An 18,748-nucleotide genomic window follows, 5' to 3' on the forward strand; every position below is an offset into this window, starting at 1 on the left:
GGGAGAATATGCCATCTTATATTCCAAAACAACAAGCTAGATTAAACCCAAAAGAATGCGTTTTTATCTGCATTGATATACAAGAAAAACTCTTTAATGTTATGCAAAATAAAGATAAAATGCTAAAAAACGCCAACAAACTCTTAGAAGGTGCAAAAATCTTTGGAGCAAACTCCATTGTATTAGAGCAATACCCTCAAGGCTTAGGCAGAGCATTGTTAAGAAATCAAGAAAATCCCAAAGAATCTTTAATAGAAAAAATTTCTTTTAGTGCTTTTGGGGAACAGAATTTTTGTAAAGCCCTAGAAAAATTACAAGCTACAACCCTCATTTTATTTGGCATTGAAACTCATATTTGCGTCAAAGAAAGTGCATTTGATGCCAAAGAAAAAGGCTTCAAAGTCCTAATTGCAGAAGATGCTTGCTCTTCTAGGGAATTACACAGCCATTCCCTAGCCATACAAGAAATGCGTGATTTAAAAATCCAAATTTCTAGCACAGAGAGCATTCTTTTTTCGTTTTTATTACACGCCAAAGAAACGAACTTTAAAGCCATTAGCACATTGATTAAAAACTAAATACCAAAGCAAAAAATCAAATAAAAAATGTTATACTAAAAATGTATCAAAAAAATCTTATCAAACAAGGATAATAAATTGCCAAAACAAGCACAGCTTGAAAATACAACTGAAACCTTAGAAAAAACCACAGAACCTATCCGATACAAAGTTATTTTATTAAATGATGATTATACAACCCAAGATTTTGTTATTGAAGTTTTACAAAAAGTCTTTCACAAGGATTTTGAGGCTTCTCTCAATCTTATGTTGCAAATCCACCACAATGGACGCGGAATGTGCGGAATCTATCCCTATGATATTGCCGAAACAAAAGCATTAGAGGTGCGAAAAATGGCAAAAGCAAAACAATTTCCACTAAGAGCAATTTTAGAAAAACTATAAAAGACAAACCCATGATAGAAATTAGCAAAGAATTAAATTATGTTTTACAAAATGCACAAAACCGCGCTAAACACTTAGGGCATGAATACCTCACATTAGAGCATATCTTTCAATCCCTACTTGAAAACCCAACCATCATCAAAGCCTTGCAAGAATGCGGAGGCAATATTCAAACTATTAAAAGTCAAATCGAGCGTTATTTATTGCATTTTTTACAGCCCTACTCTAATAGTAATGAAACGCCTATGGAAACTCTAGCTGTTACGCGAGTTATTGAAATTATGATAAGCCATGTCAAAGGCTCTCAACGCAAAGAAGCACAAGTGGGGGACTTATTAGCAGCAATCCTAGAAGAAGACAAAGCCTTTTGCACACAAGTTTTAAAAGCCCAAGGGATTACTCGCCTTAATATTTTAGAATACATTACAGAAAATATACAATCCCTACAAACCCCAAAAAACAAAAATGAAAATCAGCAAGAAAGTATTTTAGAAAAATACTGCATCAACCTCACAAAAGAAGCCAAAGAAGGCAGAATCGATCCTATTATCGGCAGAGATGCAGAGATTGAGCGATGCTTAGAAGTATTGCTTAGACGCAAAAAAAATAATCCTCTTTTAGTAGGTGAGCCCGGTGTTGGTAAAACCGCAATTGCAGAAGGTTTGGCACTTAAAATTATCCAAAAAGATAATCCGCTTTTGGGCAATGAGATTTTTGCACTCAATATAGGTGCATTAGTGGCAGGGACAAAATATAGAGGGGACTTTGAAAAACGCATCAAAGCCTTAAGTGATGAAATGTTGGAGCGAAAAAATGCAATTTTATTTATCGATGAGATTCACACACTCATCGGTGCTGGTGCTACAAGTGGCGGGAGTATGGACGCTAGCAACCTCTTAAAACCTATGCTTGCAAGTGGAAAATTCAAATGTATTGGTGCTAGCACTTATGCAGAATACAGAAACTTTTTAGATAAAGACAAGGCATTTTCAAGACGCTTTGCCAAAATTGATGTTGATGAACCAAGTCAAGAAGAGACGATTTTAATCCTACAAGGGCTAAAAAAATACTACGAAAAACACCACAATGTAATCTACCCATTAGAATCAATTAAACTAGCCGTAGAACTCTCTAGCCGCTATCTACACGATAGATTCTTGCCTGATAAGGCAATTGATGTGATTGATGAAGTTGGTGCAGCCTATAAACTTGCAGGCAAAAAAGGCAAAATATCTCTTGCAAGCATCAAACAAATGGTAGCCAAAATGGCAAAGATTCCAGAAATTGAAGCCACAAAAAACGACAAATCCCTTTTGAAAAATCTACAAAAACACTTACAAAGCAGAATCTTCGGACAAGATCTCGCAATTACAGAAATCGTAACTGCACTCAAACGCAACAAAGCTGGGCTTAATGCACCAAATAAGCCTATCGGTTCTTTTCTTTTTAGCGGACCAAGTGGAGTTGGGAAAACAGAATTAGCAAAAGAAATTGCCAAAGCATTAGGGATTAATTTTGAACGCATTGATATGAGTGAATATATGGAAAAATACTCCATTTCTGGACTTATCGGTGCTCCTGCAGGATATGTAGGGTATGATAAAGGGGGGATTTTAACAGAAATGATCAAAAAAAATCCACATACACTTTTGCTGTTAGATGAAATTGAAAAAGCCCACCCTGATGTTTTAAATCTTTTCTTGCAGGTAATGGACAATGCAAAATTAACTGACAACAATGGAGAAAGTGCGGATTTCTCTTCAGTGATTCTTATTATGACCTCTAATGTTGGCTCCAAAGAAGCCCCAACTCTTGGATTCACACAAGATTCTAATTCCAAATTCCAATCAGCCATCAAAGATAGTTTTTCACCAGAATTTAGAAATCGCCTTGATGCAATCATTGCCTTTAATCCTTTAAACAAGCAAGAAATACTCAAAATTGTGGATAAAAACATTCAAGATTTAAATCAACAAATCGCAAATAAAAATATAGAAGTGATTTTAGATAAAACCGCCAAAGAATACCTAGCCCAAATAGGCTTTAATCAAGAATTAGGAGCAAGACCTCTAGCATTGAAAATTCAAGAAAAAATCAAAAATACTTTGAGTGATTTAATGCTTTTTGGGGAATTGCAAAAGGGCGGAAAAATCACTTTCTCCCACTCTAATAAAAGCGATACACTTCAATATAAAATCTCTCCTAACAAAGAAATGAAGAAATGAAAAATTTTTCTTGGGACTGCATAAAATATCCTGCCGCAATTTATCGCAGTAGCGGATATTTGCATGAAATTAGCGAAATTGAAAAAAATAGCTTTGAATCCCTCCACAATCTCCAAAAAGAAATCAAACTTTTGTGTGCAAACACAGAGGCTTTTCTTTTTGAAAATTTGGGAGTAAATGTCCTGCTTTGGGGTGCTAGAGGTTGTGGAAAATCTTCACTCATCAAAGCGCTTTTGCCAAAATATGCCAAAGATGGCTTAAGAATCTTGCAAATTCTCAAACAAGATTTAGAAATTTTGCCCGAAATTTTTGACTTTCTCCGCACAAAACCTTATAAATTCATCATATTTTGCGATGATTTAAGCTTTGATGAGGGCGATAAAGAATACAAAGCCCTAAAAACTATCTTAGAAGGTAGCATCGAATCTTTCCCACAAAATATCCGCATTTACACCACCTCTAATCGTCGCCATTTAATGCCAGAATTTCATGATGAAAATGAACTTTTTGGATTTGAAGGCAACGAAGATAAAATCGCACTTTTTGATAGATTTCCTCTTTGTATCGGTTTTTATACTTATGGTAATCAAGAATATTTGGAGATTTTAGAAAACTACTTCAAAGAATCCCCACAAGAATGGGAAAAGCTCAAAACAAAAGCAATTTGGTTTGCAACCCAAAGAGGTTCAAAAAATCCAAGAGTGGCTGCACAATTTTTTAAACTTTACAAAAGCGGCTTAATTGATCTTATTTAAGGAGAAAGAATGATTAAAAAATGTTTATTCCCAGCAGCAGGATATGGAACGAGATTCTTACCAGCTACCAAAGCAATGCCAAAAGAAATGCTACCCATTGTCAATAAACCGCTCATTCAATATGGCGTAGAAGAAGCCATAGAGGCTGGAATCTTTAATATGGCGATTGTAACAGGGAGGGGCAAACGCTCTTTGGAGGATCATTTTGATATTAGTTATGAATTAGAGCACCAAATCCAAGGCACAAGCAAAGAAGACTATCTAAAAGAAATTCGCCATATTCTTAATACTTGCACCTTTTCTTATACGCGACAAATGGAAATGAAAGGCTTAGGGCACGCGATTTTAATGGGCGAAAACCTCATTGGCAATGAGCCTTTTGCAGTCGTTTTGAGTGATGATTTGTGCGATAATGAAGGTGGCGTTGGTGTGTTATCCCAAATGCGTAAAATCTATGAAAAATACCGATGCTCGATTGTAGCAGTAGAAGAAGTCTCCAAAGAAGAAGTTAGCAAATATGGAGTAATTTCCGGTAGAGAAGTGGATAATAATACCTTTATGGTAGATAATATGATTGAAAAACCAAAACCACAAGAAGCTCCAAGCAATCTAGCAATCATAGGGCGTTATATCCTAACACCTGATATTTTTGAGATTTTAAAACACACTAAGCCCGGCAAAAATGGCGAGATTCAAATTACAGATGCCCTGCTAGAGCAATGCAAAAAAGGCATGGTTTTAGCCTATAAATTCCAAGGCAAGCGTTATGATTGTGGAAGTGTTGATGGGTTTGTAAAAGCCACTAATATTTTTTATCAAAAATTCCAAGGCAAGTGATGTATAATCTTAATTTTTATCTTTTTATTTGGATTGCGCTTTTTGTGAGTATGCTACCCTTTATGCTGCTCTCTAGTGCTTTTTTGATTTTGGGCAAAATCCAAGCTTATCTTGAAGCACAAAAAAGCCGTGAAAAAATGCTAAAAAATATCCGTTATCTTATCTCGCTATTGCAAAATAACCCCGATAAAGAAACTTTGGATGAGGCTTTGGATTCTTTTAAAAAAAACTTTCTTGTTTTTGGCAATCTCAAAAAAGACAACAAAGACTACCAAGATAGAATGGATTTCATCTCTGCACTAGCGTGGTGTCCTTTGATTGATATTGATAGTGTAGCACGATACAGAGAAGAATTTATCAAAGCAAATCCGAATTTTAAAAAAGAGATTGAAACAATTATTAGTTCTGCTTTAAAAAACCGCGAAAAGAGCGAAAAAGATAAGAAATAGAGGAAATCAAAGGAATAAAATGCAAAAACATCTTAAGGAAAATGGCAATATTATTTATGGAGATTTAACCAAACAAGTTAATTTTAAATGCGATTTTAAGGGGAAAAATAACATTGTATTTTTTGCTGGGGGAAGCAGGAATGTGAATATAACGTGTCATGGAAATAATGCATTAATTTTTATTGGTAATAATGTTAGGGCAAATGGTGGCATTAGTATATGTAGTGATGGAGTGTGCTTTGTTGATGATTCTTCTAGTTTTAATGGAACTACAATGCGTGTTTATGAAGCAAAAAATATTATTTTTGGTAGGGATTGTATGTTTTCATGGGGGATTTGGCTTTCTACCTGTGACCACCATTTGATTATAGATTCTACAAGCAATCATAGAATTAATTTTTCAAAAAGCATTTACATCGGCGACCATGTTTGGTGCGGACAAGAATCAAGCATACTAAAAGGCTCTTTTATTGCCTCTGGAGCTATTGCGGGTGCAAAAACTTGTGTCGCCTCCAAACAATATTACTCAAATACAATCAATGCAGGAATGCCTGCTAAAGAAGTAAAACAAGGTGTTTTTTGGCTAAGAGATGACCCCACTGCTGGGAACTGGACTAAAGAACAAACCGCACAAAACATTCATAAAGAAATAGACGACTTCAAATACACTTATGATAAATCTCAATTCCTTTCTCCAAAAGCCATAGAATCAAAACTCGATTCTCTAAATACTGCCTATGAAAAACTTGAATTTCTCTATGATGCTCTCTATTGCAACAAAAATAAAAATCGCTTTGCTTATTTCAAAGATTGCCAATACGATATTCCCTTGCCAAAATACGAAAAAAGATTCAAAAATCTCAACTTTACAGAAATCAAACCAGAGCCTATTACACCTTCCAAACCAGAGCCTACACCACAAGAATTAGAAATCAAATCCCTCAAGGCTTCTCTTGATTCTACAAAGAAACAATTAGAATCTAAAAATAAAATCTTAGAATCTATGAATAAAACTTTAGAATCCCAAACAAAAGAAATGGATTTTACTCTCCACTATGGCACAGCAAAGAATAGAATCCACAACCACCTCTCTTATAAATTAGGTAAAGCAATGATAGAAAATTCTAAAAGTATTCTAGGATATATTAGAATGCCTTATGTGTTATCTTATATTAAAGAACAACACAATAAAGAACAAAAACAATACCAAGAACAAATCAAAAAGAATCCTAATCTAAAACTTCCAAAACTAGAATCTTATAAAGATTACAAAGAAGCCTTAAAAGAAAAAGAATGTTTCACTTATAAATTAGGGGAAGCATTTATTAGAGCAAATACTCTTAAGAGCAAAAATAACATAAACAACAATACTAATAATATTAGTGGGGGGGGGGGGCAGATATTATCAAAACCACACTATCTCTCTACCCTACAATCTATTCTCTACAAACCCATTGCTTACTTCAAATTTGCAAAAGAAGTGCGTGAGTTGAATAGGGAATTAGCATTAAAAAGGAAAGGATAAGACAATAATGGATTTTTTAAAAATTATCGGGGAATCAAAACTGCAAGGCTCTATTGGAATCTCTGGAGCAAAAAACTCCGCCTTGCCGCTCATTGCTCTAAGCACATTAGCAAAAAATGAGATTACATTAGAAAATTTGCCTGAAGTAGTTGATATCAAAACTTTTCTATCCCTGCTTAGTATGCTTGGATGTGGTATTCAAGAAATCGACAATCATACTAAAACCATCATAACTTCTACTTTAAACAATACCAAAGCAAACTATGACATTGTCCGAAAAATGCGTGCTTCAATCCTTGTTTTAGGACCACTTTTGGGAAGATTTGGGTATTGCGAAGTTAGTTTGCCCGGTGGTTGTGCAATTGGTGCTAGACCCGTAGATTTGCATATCAAAGCCCTAAAAAAAATGGGAGCAAAGATTCAAATACAAGGGGGCTATATCATTGCAGAAGCCAAAAATGGCTTAAAGGGAAATGTAATAAATTTTGACAAAATCACTGTTACAGGCACAGAAAATATCCTCATGGCAGCAGCAATGGCTAAGGGCAAAACCAAAATTATCAATGCCGCAAAAGAACCAGAAGTGGTGCAACTTTGTGAAGTCCTAAAAGAAAGTGGGATTGATATTCAAGGTATCGGAAGTGATGAAATTGAAATTTATGGGACAGATATGCAACCACTAATTTTCCCAAAACCCATTTGCGTCATTCCTGATAGAATTGAAGCGGGAACTTATCTTTGCGCTGGTGCAATCACAAACTCTCAAATTACGCTTAACAACATTAATCCAACGCATTTAGAAGCAATTATTTCTAAGCTTGAAGAGATTGGCTTCAAACTGCAATTTAGTCAAGATTCTATCACGATTTATCCCACACAAAACCCACAAGCATTTGAGCTTTCAACAACAGAATATCCCGGTTTTCCAACAGATATGCAAGCTCAATTTATGGCTTTAGCCACACAATGTGAAGGGAGCAGCATTATCCAAGAGCGTCTTTTTGAAAATCGCTTTATGCATGTAAGCGAACTCCAAAGAATGGGTGCAAACATCACGCTAAAGGGCAATACAGCAACCATTCAAGGCAAAAGCAAGCTTTATGGGACAGATGTAATGGCAACAGATTTGCGTGCTTCTAGTGCATTGGTTTTAGCTGCTCTTGTCGCTAAGGGAGAAAGCAATATCCATCGCATCTACCACCTTGATAGAGGCTATGAATCTTTAGAATCTAAACTCACCAAACTTGGTGCTAAAATCACAAGAGAAAAAGAATGAATCCTCCACATATTTCAGTTTTAAAACAAGAAGTTTTAGAGACTTTTGAGAATGAACTAATTACAAAAAATGGAGGAATTTTGATTGATTGCACACTTGGTTTTGGGGGGCATAGCCTAGCACTCTTAGAAAAATATCCAAAACTAAAAATCATTGGCATTGATCAAGACAATGACGCTATTGCTCTTGCAACAAGACGATTAGAAAACTTTAAAGACCGCTTTAGCATAAAATATGGCAAATTTAGCGAAACCCTAAAAACAATCCTCTCTCAAGAACAAAATATCGTAGGAATATTAGCCGATATTGGTGTTTCATCAATGCAATTTGACAACAAAGAAAGAGGATTTTCCTTTGAATCTGAAACTTTGGATATGCGAATGGATAAAACTAAAAATTTCAATGCCAAAGACATTATCAACACCTACTCTCTCCCAGAACTAGAGCGAATCTTTAAAAATTTTGGAGAGATTAGAGAATACAAAAAACTAGCCCATTGCATCATAGAATTACGCAAAAAAGAAAAAATCACTAGCGCAAAAATACTTAGCGAGTTTATTGCTAGGCATTTCAAACACCCCAAAATCCACCCAGCCACCCTAGCCTTTCAAGCCCTACGGATTGAAGTCAATGATGAATTAGGCGAACTTGAAAGATTATTGCAAATTTTTGAAACTCACAAAATACAAAATGGAGCTAGACTTTGCATTATTTCTTTCCATTCATTAGAAGATAGGATAATAAAAACTTATTTTAAAAAATGGGAAAATCCTTGCATTTGCCCACAAGAAGCTATGTTGTGCAAATGTGGAAAAAACCACCAAAAAGGCAAGAATCTCTACAAAAAGCCACTCACAGCCACAGCCCAAGAAATTCAAGAAAACCCTCGCTCTCGCAGTGCAAAATTGCGTGCATTTGAATTTTTTAGCTAAAGGAAGATAAGATGGAATCTTATGGTGATTTACGCCTCAAAGAAAGCGACAAAATCCAAAAAACCAACTTCCTAAACAAGATTTTTAAAAAAGAAAGTGAAATCACTCAAGAAAATTTAGAATTCCTAGAAGAACACGCCAGCCACGCAACAATGCACAATCAGCCCAACCAAACTTCACAACTAGAATCACTCCCCGAAGATTCTACTTCCTTAGATTCTATTTCTTCTAATTCTACTGCCAATCAAGAATCTCCAAATATCACCCTTGATACACAAGAAAAAGAGGAACTCAACGAGCTTTCTATTGATGAACCCACAAAGGAAATTCCTTTTAAAATGGTGTGCATTACATTTGGGGTAATGTTTTTTGTGCTTTTACTTTTTATTCCCAAAATTTATATTCGCAATAATATTTATTACACTAGCCGCAACATCGTGCAGCTGCAGACACAACTTGATTCACTCAACGAAGAAAACAAACAAATTAAAAAACAATTAGAAGATATTAAATTTAGAAATTTAACGCATGAACTAGATTTTTAGGAATTTGGTAGCGGGGGGCGGATTTGAACCACCGACCTTTGGGTTATGAGCCCAACGAGCTACCGGACTGCTCTACCCCGCGATAAGAATTATTAAAAAATTGAAAGATTTTGAAAGTGGCTGGGGTACAAGGATTCGAACCTCGGAATGGCTGGACCAAAACCAGCTGCCTTACCGCTTGGCGATACCCCAACAAATTTAAGAAGTGAAATTATAGCCAAATTATTTATTAATGTCAATATAAACTTTGATTTTATATCACTCATTAAATTATTTTGCCTGATTTTAATAATAGTTTAACAATATTTCATAATGTATTATTAATATATTGAGAATATATTATTTAATAGTATTTTACATATTGATTATATGTTTAAAATATGTTTATTACTATTAATTACATATTAATTACATTATTTATTATATATTGGTTATATATTGAATACATATTATTTAACTATATTCTAATAGAAACTCTTGTATAATCCCTCACATTTACAAATTAATTACATGGTATAACTTATGGAAACAATTATAAGAGTAGAAGAAGCAATCAAAGCTATCAAAAATGGCGAAATGATTATTATAATGGATGATGAAGATAGAGAAAATGAGGGCGATTTGGTTATGGCAGGGATCTTTAGCACCCCTGAAAAAATCAACTTTATGGCACAAGAAGCTAGAGGATTGATTTGCGTTTCTATCACAAAAGAAATTGCACAATCGCTAGATTTACCCCCCATGGTTAGCAATAATAGCTCCAACCATGAAACCGCCTTTACTGTATCCATTGACGCAAAAGAAGCCAAAACCGGAATCTCTGCCTATGAGCGAGATTTGACTATCAATCTAATGTGCAAAGCCAATGCCAATCCAAATGACTTTGTGCGTCCAGGGCACATTTTCCCTTTAATTGCCAAAGAAGGCGGAGTATTAGAACGCACAGGGCATACTGAAGCAAGTGTAGATATTTGCCGTCTTGCTGGATTAAAACCCATTAGCGTAATTTGTGAGATTATGAAAGAAGATGGAATGATGGCAAAAAGAGGAGATAGATTCTTAAGTGAGTTTTCCACAAAACACAATTTAAAGATTCTTTATGTTTCTGACTTGATTCAATACCGCCTAAAATTCGAAAAACTCACCACAATCATCTCTCAAGAGGAAGTAGAATTTTTTGATACAAAAGCAACAAAAATAAAAATCAAAGATCACCTCAATCAAATCCATAGTATTTTTAAATTTGGTAATCCCACACAAAAACCCTTAGTCAAATTCCACACTATCAAAGAGGATTTGGAGCTTTTGGAAAACACAATAAGCTTCAAAGGCTTAATGCGTTCTATTGAAATTTTGAAAAAAGAAGGTGGTTACTTAGTGTTTTTAAAAACCAAAACTAGCAAAGATATTAAAGAACTTGGAATTGGCGCACAAATCCTAAAGAGCTTTGAAATTGAAGATTTTAGACTGCTTACAACTTCCAACTTTGACGAAAATGAGTGCAGTATGCTTAGTGGATTTAACCTAAAAATACTAGAAAGGATTGAAGTATAAAAGCATTATCCATTTTAAGTTTGCAACAATCGCACAAACCAAATCAAAATACAACAAGGTAACAAATGCAAAAAAATACACCCAAAAAAGCTATTATCCTTTTAAATATGGGGGGAGCAAGCTCCCTTAATGAAGTAGAAATTTTTTTGAAAAATATGTTTAATGACCCCTATATCCTGCCTATCAAAAGTGATTTTTTTCGCAAGATTCTAGCAAATTTCATTACCCACAAACGCCTTGAAGAATCCCAAAATAATTATAAAAAAATCGGCGGAAAATCTCCCATAATAGAGCATACATTTAAACTATGCCAAACTCTAGAATCGCTAGATGAAAGCTATTTTTATACTTATGCGATGCGTTATACTCCGCCTTTTGCCAATATGGTAGCCAAGGAACTACAAAGCAAAAATATCCAAGAAATCGTGCTTTTTAGCATGTATCCACATTTTAGCTACACCACTACTCAAAGTTCTTATGAGGATTTTTTATATGCTTTAAAGACTTTGAATTATCACCCAAAAATACATTTTATTAAAAATTATTTTGATGATTTAGATTACAATAAAGCTATCATTCATCGCATTAAAGAATCCCTTAATAATGAAGATTCTAATGATTTTCACCTCATCTTTTCTGCCCACTCTCTCCCACAAAAAAATATCGATAGGGGCGACCCTTATCAAAAAGAGATTCTAGCTAATGTCAATATCCTAAAAAAGTTATTGCCACAAGAAGGACTAAACTTTGCTAGCATTCAAGTGGCTTATCAATCAAAACTTGGACCCATTAAGTGGCTAGAACCAAGCTTAGAGAATACTTTAAAAAAATATAAGAACAAAAAAGTTATAATTTACCCCATTGCTTTTAGTATGGACAATTCAGAAACAGACTTTGAACTTTCCATTCAGTATAAAGAAGTATCACAGAATTTAGGAATTTTAGACTATCGTGTAGCAAGATGCCTCAATGATAGCAAAGAATTTGCAAATTTCATTATCAAAAAAGGAAATGAATGCACAAAAGCATAAAAGTGCATATCTAAAATCACTAAACTAAAAGGTAAAAAATGAAAAAAATCATACAAATTTGGTGCATAGTTTTGGCATTTTTTCTAGTTGGTTGCGAAGAAAAAATAGATTCAAATATCGTCTCTAGTGGCACAAAAAATACACAAGAGCAGCTTGATGCAATGCAAAATGTAGATAAAAATTCTTACAAAGAAGTCGCTGATGTGTTTTTAGAAACACAAACCATCTCTACTAAAGACAACAAACCCTATTTTTTGGTTTTTGCGGCAAATGGTTGTATTTATTGCGATAAATTAAAGGAATTAATCCGCAGCAACAATGAAATAAAAAAGATTCTACAAGAACAATTTTCTCCCTATTATATCAATCTTAGCTATTCTAAAACACACGCTATTGATTTTTTGGAAAAACCTCAAGAAACAGCACAATTTGCACAAATCTACAATATCAAACCTACTCCCACCCTTGTTTTTCTCACACCAAAGGGAAAAATCCTCTTTATTTATCCGGGTTATATGCCAAAAGAAAGGTTTATGGCAACTTTAGAATTCCTGCAAAATCCCAGCCTAGAATCCAAAGAACAAAAAGAAATTTCCCAAGAATTGCAAGCCATCTTTGAATCTAAAAACATTTAATTGTTTATCAATGGTTATTTTTAGATATTGTAGAATCCAAAATTCATTCTTTGTGGAAAGGACTTTATGAATCAACTGCGTATTTTGATTAACAACACAATCAAGGGATTTTGTAATTTTTGGATTACAATTGTTTTGCTTTTGGCTTATGGTAGTGCTTGTGCTGTCGCAACTTTTGTAGAAAATGACTATGGAACTCCCTCCGCAAAAGCACTTGTATATAATACACAATGGTTTGATTTATTGCATATTCTTTTGGTTTTAAATCTTATAGGACTCCTCTTACTTTCTCGTGCTTGGCAAAGAAAAAAATATGCGAGCTTTCTTTTTCATTCCTCTTTGGTTGTAATTTTTATCGGTGCTGCTATGACTAGATATTATGGATTTGAAGGGGTAATGCACATACGCGAGGGGCAAAAGAGCAATACCCTACAATCTCAAGAAGAATTTTTAACTATCTTTGCAAAACTAGATGGCAAATATTATCGTGCATTTTTCCCCACAACACTTACCCCTTTAGTGCAAGATAAATTTAATTACACCTTGCCTTTTGATAATGATGAACTAAAAATAAAATTTCTTGATTATACCCCCGCAAAGGATAAAACTACACTTGATACCTTAAAAGTAGAAATCAGCTATCAAGGCTTCACACAAATTACAGAAATAGAAAAAAATGTAATGGGACAATCTCCAATCCCCTTTAACCTAGGAAATTCACAATTTGCACTAGAATGGGGGACAAGAACAATCACCCTACCCTTTAGCATTGAATTAAAAGACTTTCAACTAGACCGGTATGCTGGTTCTATGAGTCCTTCTTCTTATGCTTCTGAAATTATTGTAATTGACGAAACAAAAAACTTAGAAAAACCTTATCGCATCTTTATGAACAATGTCTTAGATTATGGAGGTTTTCGTTTCTTTCAATCCTCTTATGATCAAGATGAACAAGGCACAATTTTATCCGTCAATCGCGATCCGGGCAAAATACCCACTTATATCGGTTATGCTATGCTGACATTAGGGCTTTTATGGTCGTTTTTTGCCAAAAATGGTCGCTTCTATAAACTTAGTCGCTATCTCAAAGCACAAAATCTCGTTTTTGCTGCCTCTTTGGCTTTGAGTGCCTTTGCCCTCCAAACCCCTTTAAATGCGACACAAAATGATGCTACAATTCCAGAGATTCCGCCAATCACAAACGAAAGTGTTTTGGACTTAATCCAAAATCTCAAAGAAAAATCCGCTCCACATTCTGCACTTTTTGGGAAAATACTTGTTCAAGATTTTGGGGGCAGAATCAAACCTATGGACACCCTTGCCATGGAATATATCCACAAAATGACCAAAAAAGATAATTTTTTGGGGCTTAGCAATATGCAACTTTTTTTGGGTATGATGATGTATCCTAATGAATTTAAAAAAATTAAGATGATTGCAATTTCTACCCCAAAACTTAAAGAACTCATCGGAGTAGAAAAAAATCAAAAATATATTGCTTTTGAAGATGTTTTTGTCGATAATCAATATAAACTTCTCAATTATCTTGAAGAGGCAAATCGCAAAAAACCAGCAATGAGAGATAAATTTGATAAAGATATTATTGAAGTTGATGAAAGAATCAATGTAGCCTATCTTATCTATACCGCTCAATCACTTAGAATCATACCAGATTTTAGCAGACAAACTACCACTTGGTATGCCCCAACAGAAGCCATGGCAGGCTTTCAAGAAAAAGATAGAGAGCAGATTCACAAACTTTTTAACGCATATTTTATGAGTTTTCATCAAGGTTTAGTAGAAAATAATTGGGAAAATGCAAATTTAGCCATAGAAGCACTCAAAAATATCCAAAGCAAATTTGGCACTGACCTTCTCCCACCACAAAGCAAAATCGACTTAGAAATTCTTTTAAATCACTATAATATCTTTGATAATCTAACTCCTTTATACATTTTAGCAGGTGTTATATTATTTATTATTGTTTTGGTGCAGATTTTTAGAAACAAAAGCGTTAATATCTTTGCTAACAAAGCCATTCATATTTTCATTGCTTTATTGGTTTTAATCCACACAATCGGACTTGGAGTGCGTTGGTATGTCGGAGGGCATGCCCCTTGGAGCAATGCTTATGAATCAATGATTTATATTGCATGGGCAGCAGGGATTGCGGGAGTAATTTTCTTCAAAAAAAGCTACCTTGCCCTTGCCACTGCTAGTTTTCTAGCAGGAATCTCGCTTTTTGTGGCACATTTGGGCTTTATGAATCCACAAATTGGTAATCTTGTCCCTGTTTTAAAATCCTATTGGCTTAATATCCATGTTTCCATTATTACAGCTAGCTATGGTTTCTTGGGACTTTGCTTTATGCTTGGGGCTATCACTTTGGGATTATTTATTTTTAGAAGTTCAAAATACCCTCAAATAGACAATACTATTTTAACCTTACACACCATCAATGAAATGGCTATGATTCTAGGGCTTGCCATGCTTACAATTGGAAACTTCTTAGGTGGAGTATGGGCAAATGAATCTTGGGGAAGATATTGGGGTTGGGACCCAAAAGAAACTTGGGCGTTAATTTCCATTGTTGTTTATATTATCGTCCTTCACATAAGATTCTTGCCAAAAGGTGATAATCCTTATGTTTTTGCAACATTATCTGTAATTGGATTTTATTCAATCTTAATGACTTACTTTGGAGTAAATTTTTACCTCTCTGGGTTACATTCCTATGCCGCAGGAGATCCTATTCCAGTCCCAGCATTCCTATATTATTTTGTTGCTGCAACCATTCTTTTAATCCTATTAGCTGCACGAAAAAGCGATTTGCAATCCCCCAAACTTAATTAATCTCAAAAAGACTTTTTCTTTTAGAGATTAATTAAGCCATATTTTTTATTTTTTTTGCTATAATCTTTCCCAATTTTCATTTCAAAAGGCAATATTTTAATGTCCCAAATCATTGGTTTTAAGATAAATAGCGAGATTTATGATACACAAACTGCTTCTGAACTTGGATTAGAAGGCGCACCTATCTATTTTGATAATTCTCAAGAATCCCTATCAATTATGCGACATACTTGCGCTCATTTGATGGCAGAAGCGATTAAAAGCCTCTATCCTGAAGCACAATTTTTTGTTGGTCCTGTGGTGGAAGAAGGCTTTTATTATGATTTTAGAGTAAATCAAAAAATTAGCGAAGAAGATTTAAAAAACATCGAATCCAAAATGAAAGAAATCGCCAAAAAAGGCGAAAAAATCACAAAATATTATTTACCTCGCGACAAAGCCATTGAAAAATTCAAAAATGACGATTTAAAACAAGCAGTTATTAGTAGGATTCCTGAAGGCGATGGGAGATTAAGTATTTATTCACAAGGCGATTTTGAAGATCTTTGTCGCGGTCCCCATCTACCAACACTAAAACTTCTCAATGCTTTTAAACTCACCAAGATTGCTGGAGCTTATTTGGGGGGTGATGAAAAAGCAGAAATGTTAGTAAGAATCTATGGAATTGCTTTTGCTGACAAAGAAAGCTTAAATCAATATCTACACCAAATGGAAGAAGCTAAAAAACGCGACCATAGAAAAGTTGGTACTGAAATGGAGCTTTTTACTTTTGATGAAGAAATCGGAGCTGGATTGCCCATTTGGCTACCAAAAGGCTCTAGGTTACGCAGAAATATTGAAAATCTCTTAACCAAAGCCCTAATTCAAAGAGGTTATGAGCCTGTAAGAGGTCCTGAGATTCTTAAAAGTGCTGTTTGGAAAACAAGCGGACATTATGCTAACTATGGTGAAAATATGTATTTTACAACCATTGATGGCGTAGAATATGGAATTAAACCTATGAATTGTGTAGGACATATCAAAGTTTATCAAAGCGCTTTACGAAGCTATAGAGAATTGCCTTTACGCTTCTATGAATATGGAGTAGTCCATAGGCATGAGAAAAGTGGGGTATTGCATGGGCTTTTACGCGTTAGAGAATTTACACAAGATGATGCACATATTTTTTGTCGTCCAAGCCAAATTGGAATAGAAGTAGAAAATATCATTGATTTTACCAAAAAAATTATGGATTCTTTTGGCTTTAGCTATGAAATGGAAATCTCCACACGCCCACAAAAATCCATTGGTAGCGATGAAGTATGGGAAGAAGCCACAGAAGCATTAAAAAATGCCTTGAATCGCTGCAATATCCCTTATAAAATCGATGAAGGTGGTGGAGCTTTTTATGGTCCCAAAATAGACATCAAAATCACAGATGCTATTGGCAGAAAATGGCAATGTGGGACTGTGCAAATTGATATGAATCTCCCCGATAGATTCAAGTTAGAATACACTGATGAAAATAACTCTTCCAAACAGCCAGTTATGATTCATAGGGCTATTTTAGGTAGTTTTGAGAGATTTATTGCGATTTTAACCGAACACTTTGGTGGAGAATTCCCATTTTTCATTGCTCCAACACAAGCTATCATTATTCCAATCGGGGAATCCCAAGAATCCTATGCAAAAGAATTGCGTAATACTCTTTTGAATGTCGGTGTTTATACAGAAATTGACAACAAAAACGAAACGCTTAATAAACGCATTAGAAATGCAGAAAAACAAAGAGTTCCTATGATACTCATCTTGGGTGCTAAAGAACAAGAAGAGAGAATCATTGCAATCCGCGATAGAAGAGAGAAACAACAATCCACTATGGGGTTTGATGAATTTATTAAATTTTCAAAGGAGAAAATGCGTGAGGTCAGCTTTTGAGTAAAAATGTAGATGTAATCCTCAATGAGGAGATTGATTTTCCAGAGATTCGTTGTGTAGGTGATGATGGTGAGCAATATGGACTAATCAGCTCACAAGAAGCATTAAAAATTGCAGAAGATAAGGGCTTGGATTTGGTGCTAATTGCTCCAGATGCAAAGCCTCCTGTATGCAAGATAATGGATTATGGAAAATTCCGTTATCAACAAGAAAAAAAGCAAAAAGAGGCAAAGAAAAAACAAAAGCAAATTGAAATTAAAGAAATTAAACTTTCAGTAAAAATTGCTATAAATGACATTAATTACAAAGTCAAACATGCAAAAGAGTTTTTAAAAGAAAACAAACATGTTCGATTCCGAGTATTTTTGCGTGGAAGAGAAGTAAGCGAACCTCAAGTAGGTTTTGAAGTGCTAAACAAAGTTGCCTCAATGCTCGAAGATGTTGCAAATATCGATAGAGATTATAAAGTTGAGGGGCGTTATGTCAATATGCTAGTAACGCCAAAAAAATAATTTATCTTATGAAAGGAGAAAGCAATGCCAAAGATGAAAACAAATCGTGGTGCAGCAAAGAGATTTAAACTCAAAAAAAATCTCATTAAACGCGGTTCTGCTTTTAAAAGTCATATTTTGACAAAAAAGCGTCCAAGAAAAATTGCAAATCTTAATGCACCAAAATATGTTCATGATGCCAACATTGAATCAGTTAAAAAAATGCTTTGTATGGCATAAAGTTTAAAGTTTCATACAATTTAGAGTATGTCATTCCCCTAGTTTATAGGGCAAGTTTGGTAGAAATACCACACCACAATATGGTAAAGGATTTTATATGGCAAGAGTAAAAACAGGTGTCGTCCGCAGAAGAAGACACAAAAAGATTCTAAAATTAGCACGCGGATTTTATAGTGCAAGGCACAAACACTTTAGAAAAGCAAAAGAACAGCTAGAAAGAAGTCTATGCTATGCCTTCCGCGATAGAAAACAAAAGAAAAGAGACTTTAGAAAGCTTTGGATTGTAAGGATTAATGCAGCTTGCAGAATCAATGCAATTAGCTATTCAAGATTTATGTTTGGCTTAAAAAAAGCTGGAATTGCATTAGATAGAAAGATTCTAGCAGATATTGCAATGAATGAACCACAAAGTTTTGCAAAAATTGTAGAAAGTGCAAAAAAAGCTTTATAAAACCAACGATTCCCTACTTGGGAATCCTTTTATATTAAGGTATAATTTTTCATCTTAATATCAAAGGATT

Annotated in this window: 18 protein-coding genes and 2 tRNA genes; 18 read left to right on the plus strand and 2 right to left on the minus strand. The window is 34.5% G+C overall.

The window, feature by feature from the left end; genetic code table 11:
* Positions 1-8 precede the first annotated feature (8 nt).
* The 10 genes from JJQ98_RS06585 (at position 9) to JJQ98_RS06630 (ending at position 9,506) form a co-directional block, all read left to right on the plus strand.
* On the plus strand, positions 9-578 hold the full coding sequence (locus JJQ98_RS06585; protein WP_065831200.1) for an isochorismatase family protein: 570 nt from the start codon (positions 9-11) through the stop codon (positions 576-578).
* A 78-nt stretch (positions 579-656) separates the two neighbouring features.
* Positions 657-962, plus strand: coding sequence for an ATP-dependent Clp protease adaptor ClpS (locus JJQ98_RS06590; protein WP_005021261.1), 306 nt, complete (start codon positions 657-659; stop codon positions 960-962).
* Between the two features lie 11 nt (positions 963-973).
* A complete protein-coding gene (locus tag JJQ98_RS06595) occupies positions 974-3,187 on the plus strand; it encodes an AAA family ATPase (protein ID WP_060662764.1) in 2,214 nt (737 codons plus the stop codon).
* A complete protein-coding gene (locus tag JJQ98_RS06600) occupies positions 3,184-3,942 on the plus strand; it encodes a DUF815 domain-containing protein (RefSeq protein ID WP_151105270.1) in 759 nt (252 codons plus the stop codon). Before JJQ98_RS06595 ends, JJQ98_RS06600 begins: the two co-directional genes overlap by 4 nt.
* Positions 3,943-3,951: 9 nt before the next feature.
* Positions 3,952-4,779 carry a UTP--glucose-1-phosphate uridylyltransferase GalU gene (gene galU, locus JJQ98_RS06605; RefSeq protein WP_151105271.1) on the plus strand — a complete coding sequence of 276 codons (828 nt, stop codon included), beginning with the start codon at positions 3,952-3,954 and terminating at the stop codon, positions 4,777-4,779.
* Complete coding sequence (locus JJQ98_RS06610) at positions 4,779-5,228, plus strand: hypothetical protein (protein WP_054197815.1); 450 nt, start codon at positions 4,779-4,781, stop codon at positions 5,226-5,228. Before galU ends, JJQ98_RS06610 begins: the two co-directional genes overlap by 1 nt.
* Before the next feature lie 19 nt (positions 5,229-5,247).
* Positions 5,248-6,753: an acyltransferase gene (locus tag JJQ98_RS08845; RefSeq protein WP_247596714.1), complete on the plus strand. Its 1,506-nt coding sequence runs from the start codon at positions 5,248-5,250 to the stop codon at positions 6,751-6,753.
* A gap of 7 nt (positions 6,754-6,760) precedes the next feature.
* Positions 6,761-8,029: a UDP-N-acetylglucosamine 1-carboxyvinyltransferase gene (murA, locus tag JJQ98_RS06620; protein ID WP_151105272.1), complete on the plus strand. Its 1,269-nt coding sequence runs from the start codon at positions 6,761-6,763 to the stop codon at positions 8,027-8,029.
* Positions 8,026-8,961 carry a 16S rRNA (cytosine(1402)-N(4))-methyltransferase RsmH gene (gene rsmH, locus JJQ98_RS06625; protein ID WP_151105273.1) on the plus strand — a complete coding sequence of 312 codons (936 nt, stop codon included), beginning with the start codon at positions 8,026-8,028 and terminating at the stop codon, positions 8,959-8,961. The genes murA and rsmH overlap by 4 nt, the downstream gene beginning before the upstream one ends.
* 11 nt (positions 8,962-8,972) lie before the next feature.
* Positions 8,973-9,506, plus strand: coding sequence for a hypothetical protein (locus JJQ98_RS06630; RefSeq protein WP_151105274.1), 534 nt, complete (start codon positions 8,973-8,975; stop codon positions 9,504-9,506).
* Positions 9,507-9,511: 5 nt separating this feature from the next.
* Here the strand turns inward: JJQ98_RS06630 and JJQ98_RS06635 are convergent.
* Positions 9,512-9,588: transfer RNA gene (locus JJQ98_RS06635), tRNA-Met, on the minus strand.
* A 35-nt stretch (positions 9,589-9,623) separates the two neighbouring features.
* Positions 9,624-9,698, minus strand: a tRNA-Gln gene (locus tag JJQ98_RS06640).
* Between the two features lie 330 nt (positions 9,699-10,028).
* On the opposite strand from JJQ98_RS06640, the gene JJQ98_RS06645 reads away from it, so the two are divergent.
* The 8 genes from JJQ98_RS06645 to rplT all read left to right on the plus strand — a co-directional run bounded on the left by JJQ98_RS06645 (position 10,029) and on the right by rplT (position 18,678).
* Positions 10,029-11,060: a bifunctional 3,4-dihydroxy-2-butanone 4-phosphate synthase/GTP cyclohydrolase II gene (locus JJQ98_RS06645; RefSeq protein ID WP_065826970.1), complete on the plus strand. Its 1,032-nt coding sequence runs from the start codon at positions 10,029-10,031 to the stop codon at positions 11,058-11,060.
* A 65-nt stretch (positions 11,061-11,125) separates the two neighbouring features.
* Entirely contained in the window at positions 11,126-12,091 is a 966-nt protein-coding gene (gene hemH, locus JJQ98_RS06650) for a ferrochelatase (RefSeq protein WP_151105275.1), read from the plus strand.
* 38 nt (positions 12,092-12,129) lie between these two features.
* Entirely contained in the window at positions 12,130-12,726 is a 597-nt protein-coding gene (locus tag JJQ98_RS06655) for a SoxW family protein (RefSeq protein ID WP_054195075.1), read from the plus strand.
* A 66-nt stretch (positions 12,727-12,792) separates the two neighbouring features.
* Positions 12,793-15,579, plus strand: a complete 2,787-nt coding sequence (locus tag JJQ98_RS06660; protein WP_151105276.1) for a cytochrome c biogenesis protein CcsA — start codon at positions 12,793-12,795, stop codon at positions 15,577-15,579.
* 99 nt (positions 15,580-15,678) lie between these two features.
* Positions 15,679-17,496: a threonine--tRNA ligase gene (gene thrS / locus JJQ98_RS06665; protein WP_151105277.1), complete on the plus strand. Its 1,818-nt coding sequence runs from the start codon at positions 15,679-15,681 to the stop codon at positions 17,494-17,496.
* On the plus strand, positions 17,493-18,008 hold the full coding sequence (gene infC, locus JJQ98_RS06670; RefSeq protein WP_005021282.1) for a translation initiation factor IF-3: 516 nt from the start codon (positions 17,493-17,495) through the stop codon (positions 18,006-18,008). Before thrS ends, infC begins: the two co-directional genes overlap by 4 nt.
* Before the next feature lie 24 nt (positions 18,009-18,032).
* Positions 18,033-18,227, plus strand: coding sequence for a 50S ribosomal protein L35 (gene rpmI / locus JJQ98_RS06675; protein WP_005021283.1), 195 nt, complete (start codon positions 18,033-18,035; stop codon positions 18,225-18,227).
* A 97-nt stretch (positions 18,228-18,324) separates the two neighbouring features.
* Entirely contained in the window at positions 18,325-18,678 is a 354-nt protein-coding gene (rplT, locus tag JJQ98_RS06680) for a 50S ribosomal protein L20 (RefSeq protein ID WP_005021287.1), read from the plus strand.
* Positions 18,679-18,748 lie beyond the last annotated feature (70 nt).

Source organism: Helicobacter pullorum NCTC 12824, assembly GCF_017979475.1.
Classification (GTDB): Bacteria; Campylobacterota; Campylobacteria; order Campylobacterales; family Helicobacteraceae; genus Helicobacter_D; species Helicobacter_D pullorum.

Bases quoted from the DNA above. Each gene is read 5' to 3' on its own strand.
- JJQ98_RS06660 (WP_151105276.1), top strand. From the start codon at position 12,793: ATGAATCAACTGCGTATTTTGATTAACAACACAATCAAGGGATTTTGT.
- JJQ98_RS06655 (WP_054195075.1), top strand. From the start codon at position 12,130: ATGAAAAAAATCATACAAATTTGGTGCATAGTTTTGGCATTTTTTCTA.
- JJQ98_RS06610 (WP_054197815.1), top strand. From the start codon at position 4,779: ATGTATAATCTTAATTTTTATCTTTTTATTTGGATTGCGCTTTTTGTG.
- hemH (WP_151105275.1), top strand. From the start codon at position 11,126: ATGCAAAAAAATACACCCAAAAAAGCTATTATCCTTTTAAATATGGGG.
- JJQ98_RS06600 (WP_151105270.1), top strand. From the start codon at position 3,184: ATGAAAAATTTTTCTTGGGACTGCATAAAATATCCTGCCGCAATTTAT.
- rpmI (WP_005021283.1), top strand. From the start codon at position 18,033: ATGCCAAAGATGAAAACAAATCGTGGTGCAGCAAAGAGATTTAAACTC.
- rplT (WP_005021287.1), top strand. From the start codon at position 18,325: ATGGCAAGAGTAAAAACAGGTGTCGTCCGCAGAAGAAGACACAAAAAG.
- JJQ98_RS06630 (WP_151105274.1), top strand. From the start codon at position 8,973: ATGGAATCTTATGGTGATTTACGCCTCAAAGAAAGCGACAAAATCCAA.
- galU (WP_151105271.1), top strand. From the start codon at position 3,952: ATGATTAAAAAATGTTTATTCCCAGCAGCAGGATATGGAACGAGATTC.
- thrS (WP_151105277.1), top strand. From the start codon at position 15,679: ATGTCCCAAATCATTGGTTTTAAGATAAATAGCGAGATTTATGATACA.
- JJQ98_RS08845 (WP_247596714.1), top strand. From the start codon at position 5,248: ATGCAAAAACATCTTAAGGAAAATGGCAATATTATTTATGGAGATTTA.
- rsmH (WP_151105273.1), top strand. From the start codon at position 8,026: ATGAATCCTCCACATATTTCAGTTTTAAAACAAGAAGTTTTAGAGACT.
- JJQ98_RS06585 (WP_065831200.1), top strand. From the start codon at position 9: ATGCCATCTTATATTCCAAAACAACAAGCTAGATTAAACCCAAAAGAA.
- JJQ98_RS06645 (WP_065826970.1), top strand. From the start codon at position 10,029: ATGGAAACAATTATAAGAGTAGAAGAAGCAATCAAAGCTATCAAAAAT.
- JJQ98_RS06595 (WP_060662764.1), top strand. From the start codon at position 974: ATGATAGAAATTAGCAAAGAATTAAATTATGTTTTACAAAATGCACAA.
- murA (WP_151105272.1), top strand. From the start codon at position 6,761: ATGGATTTTTTAAAAATTATCGGGGAATCAAAACTGCAAGGCTCTATT.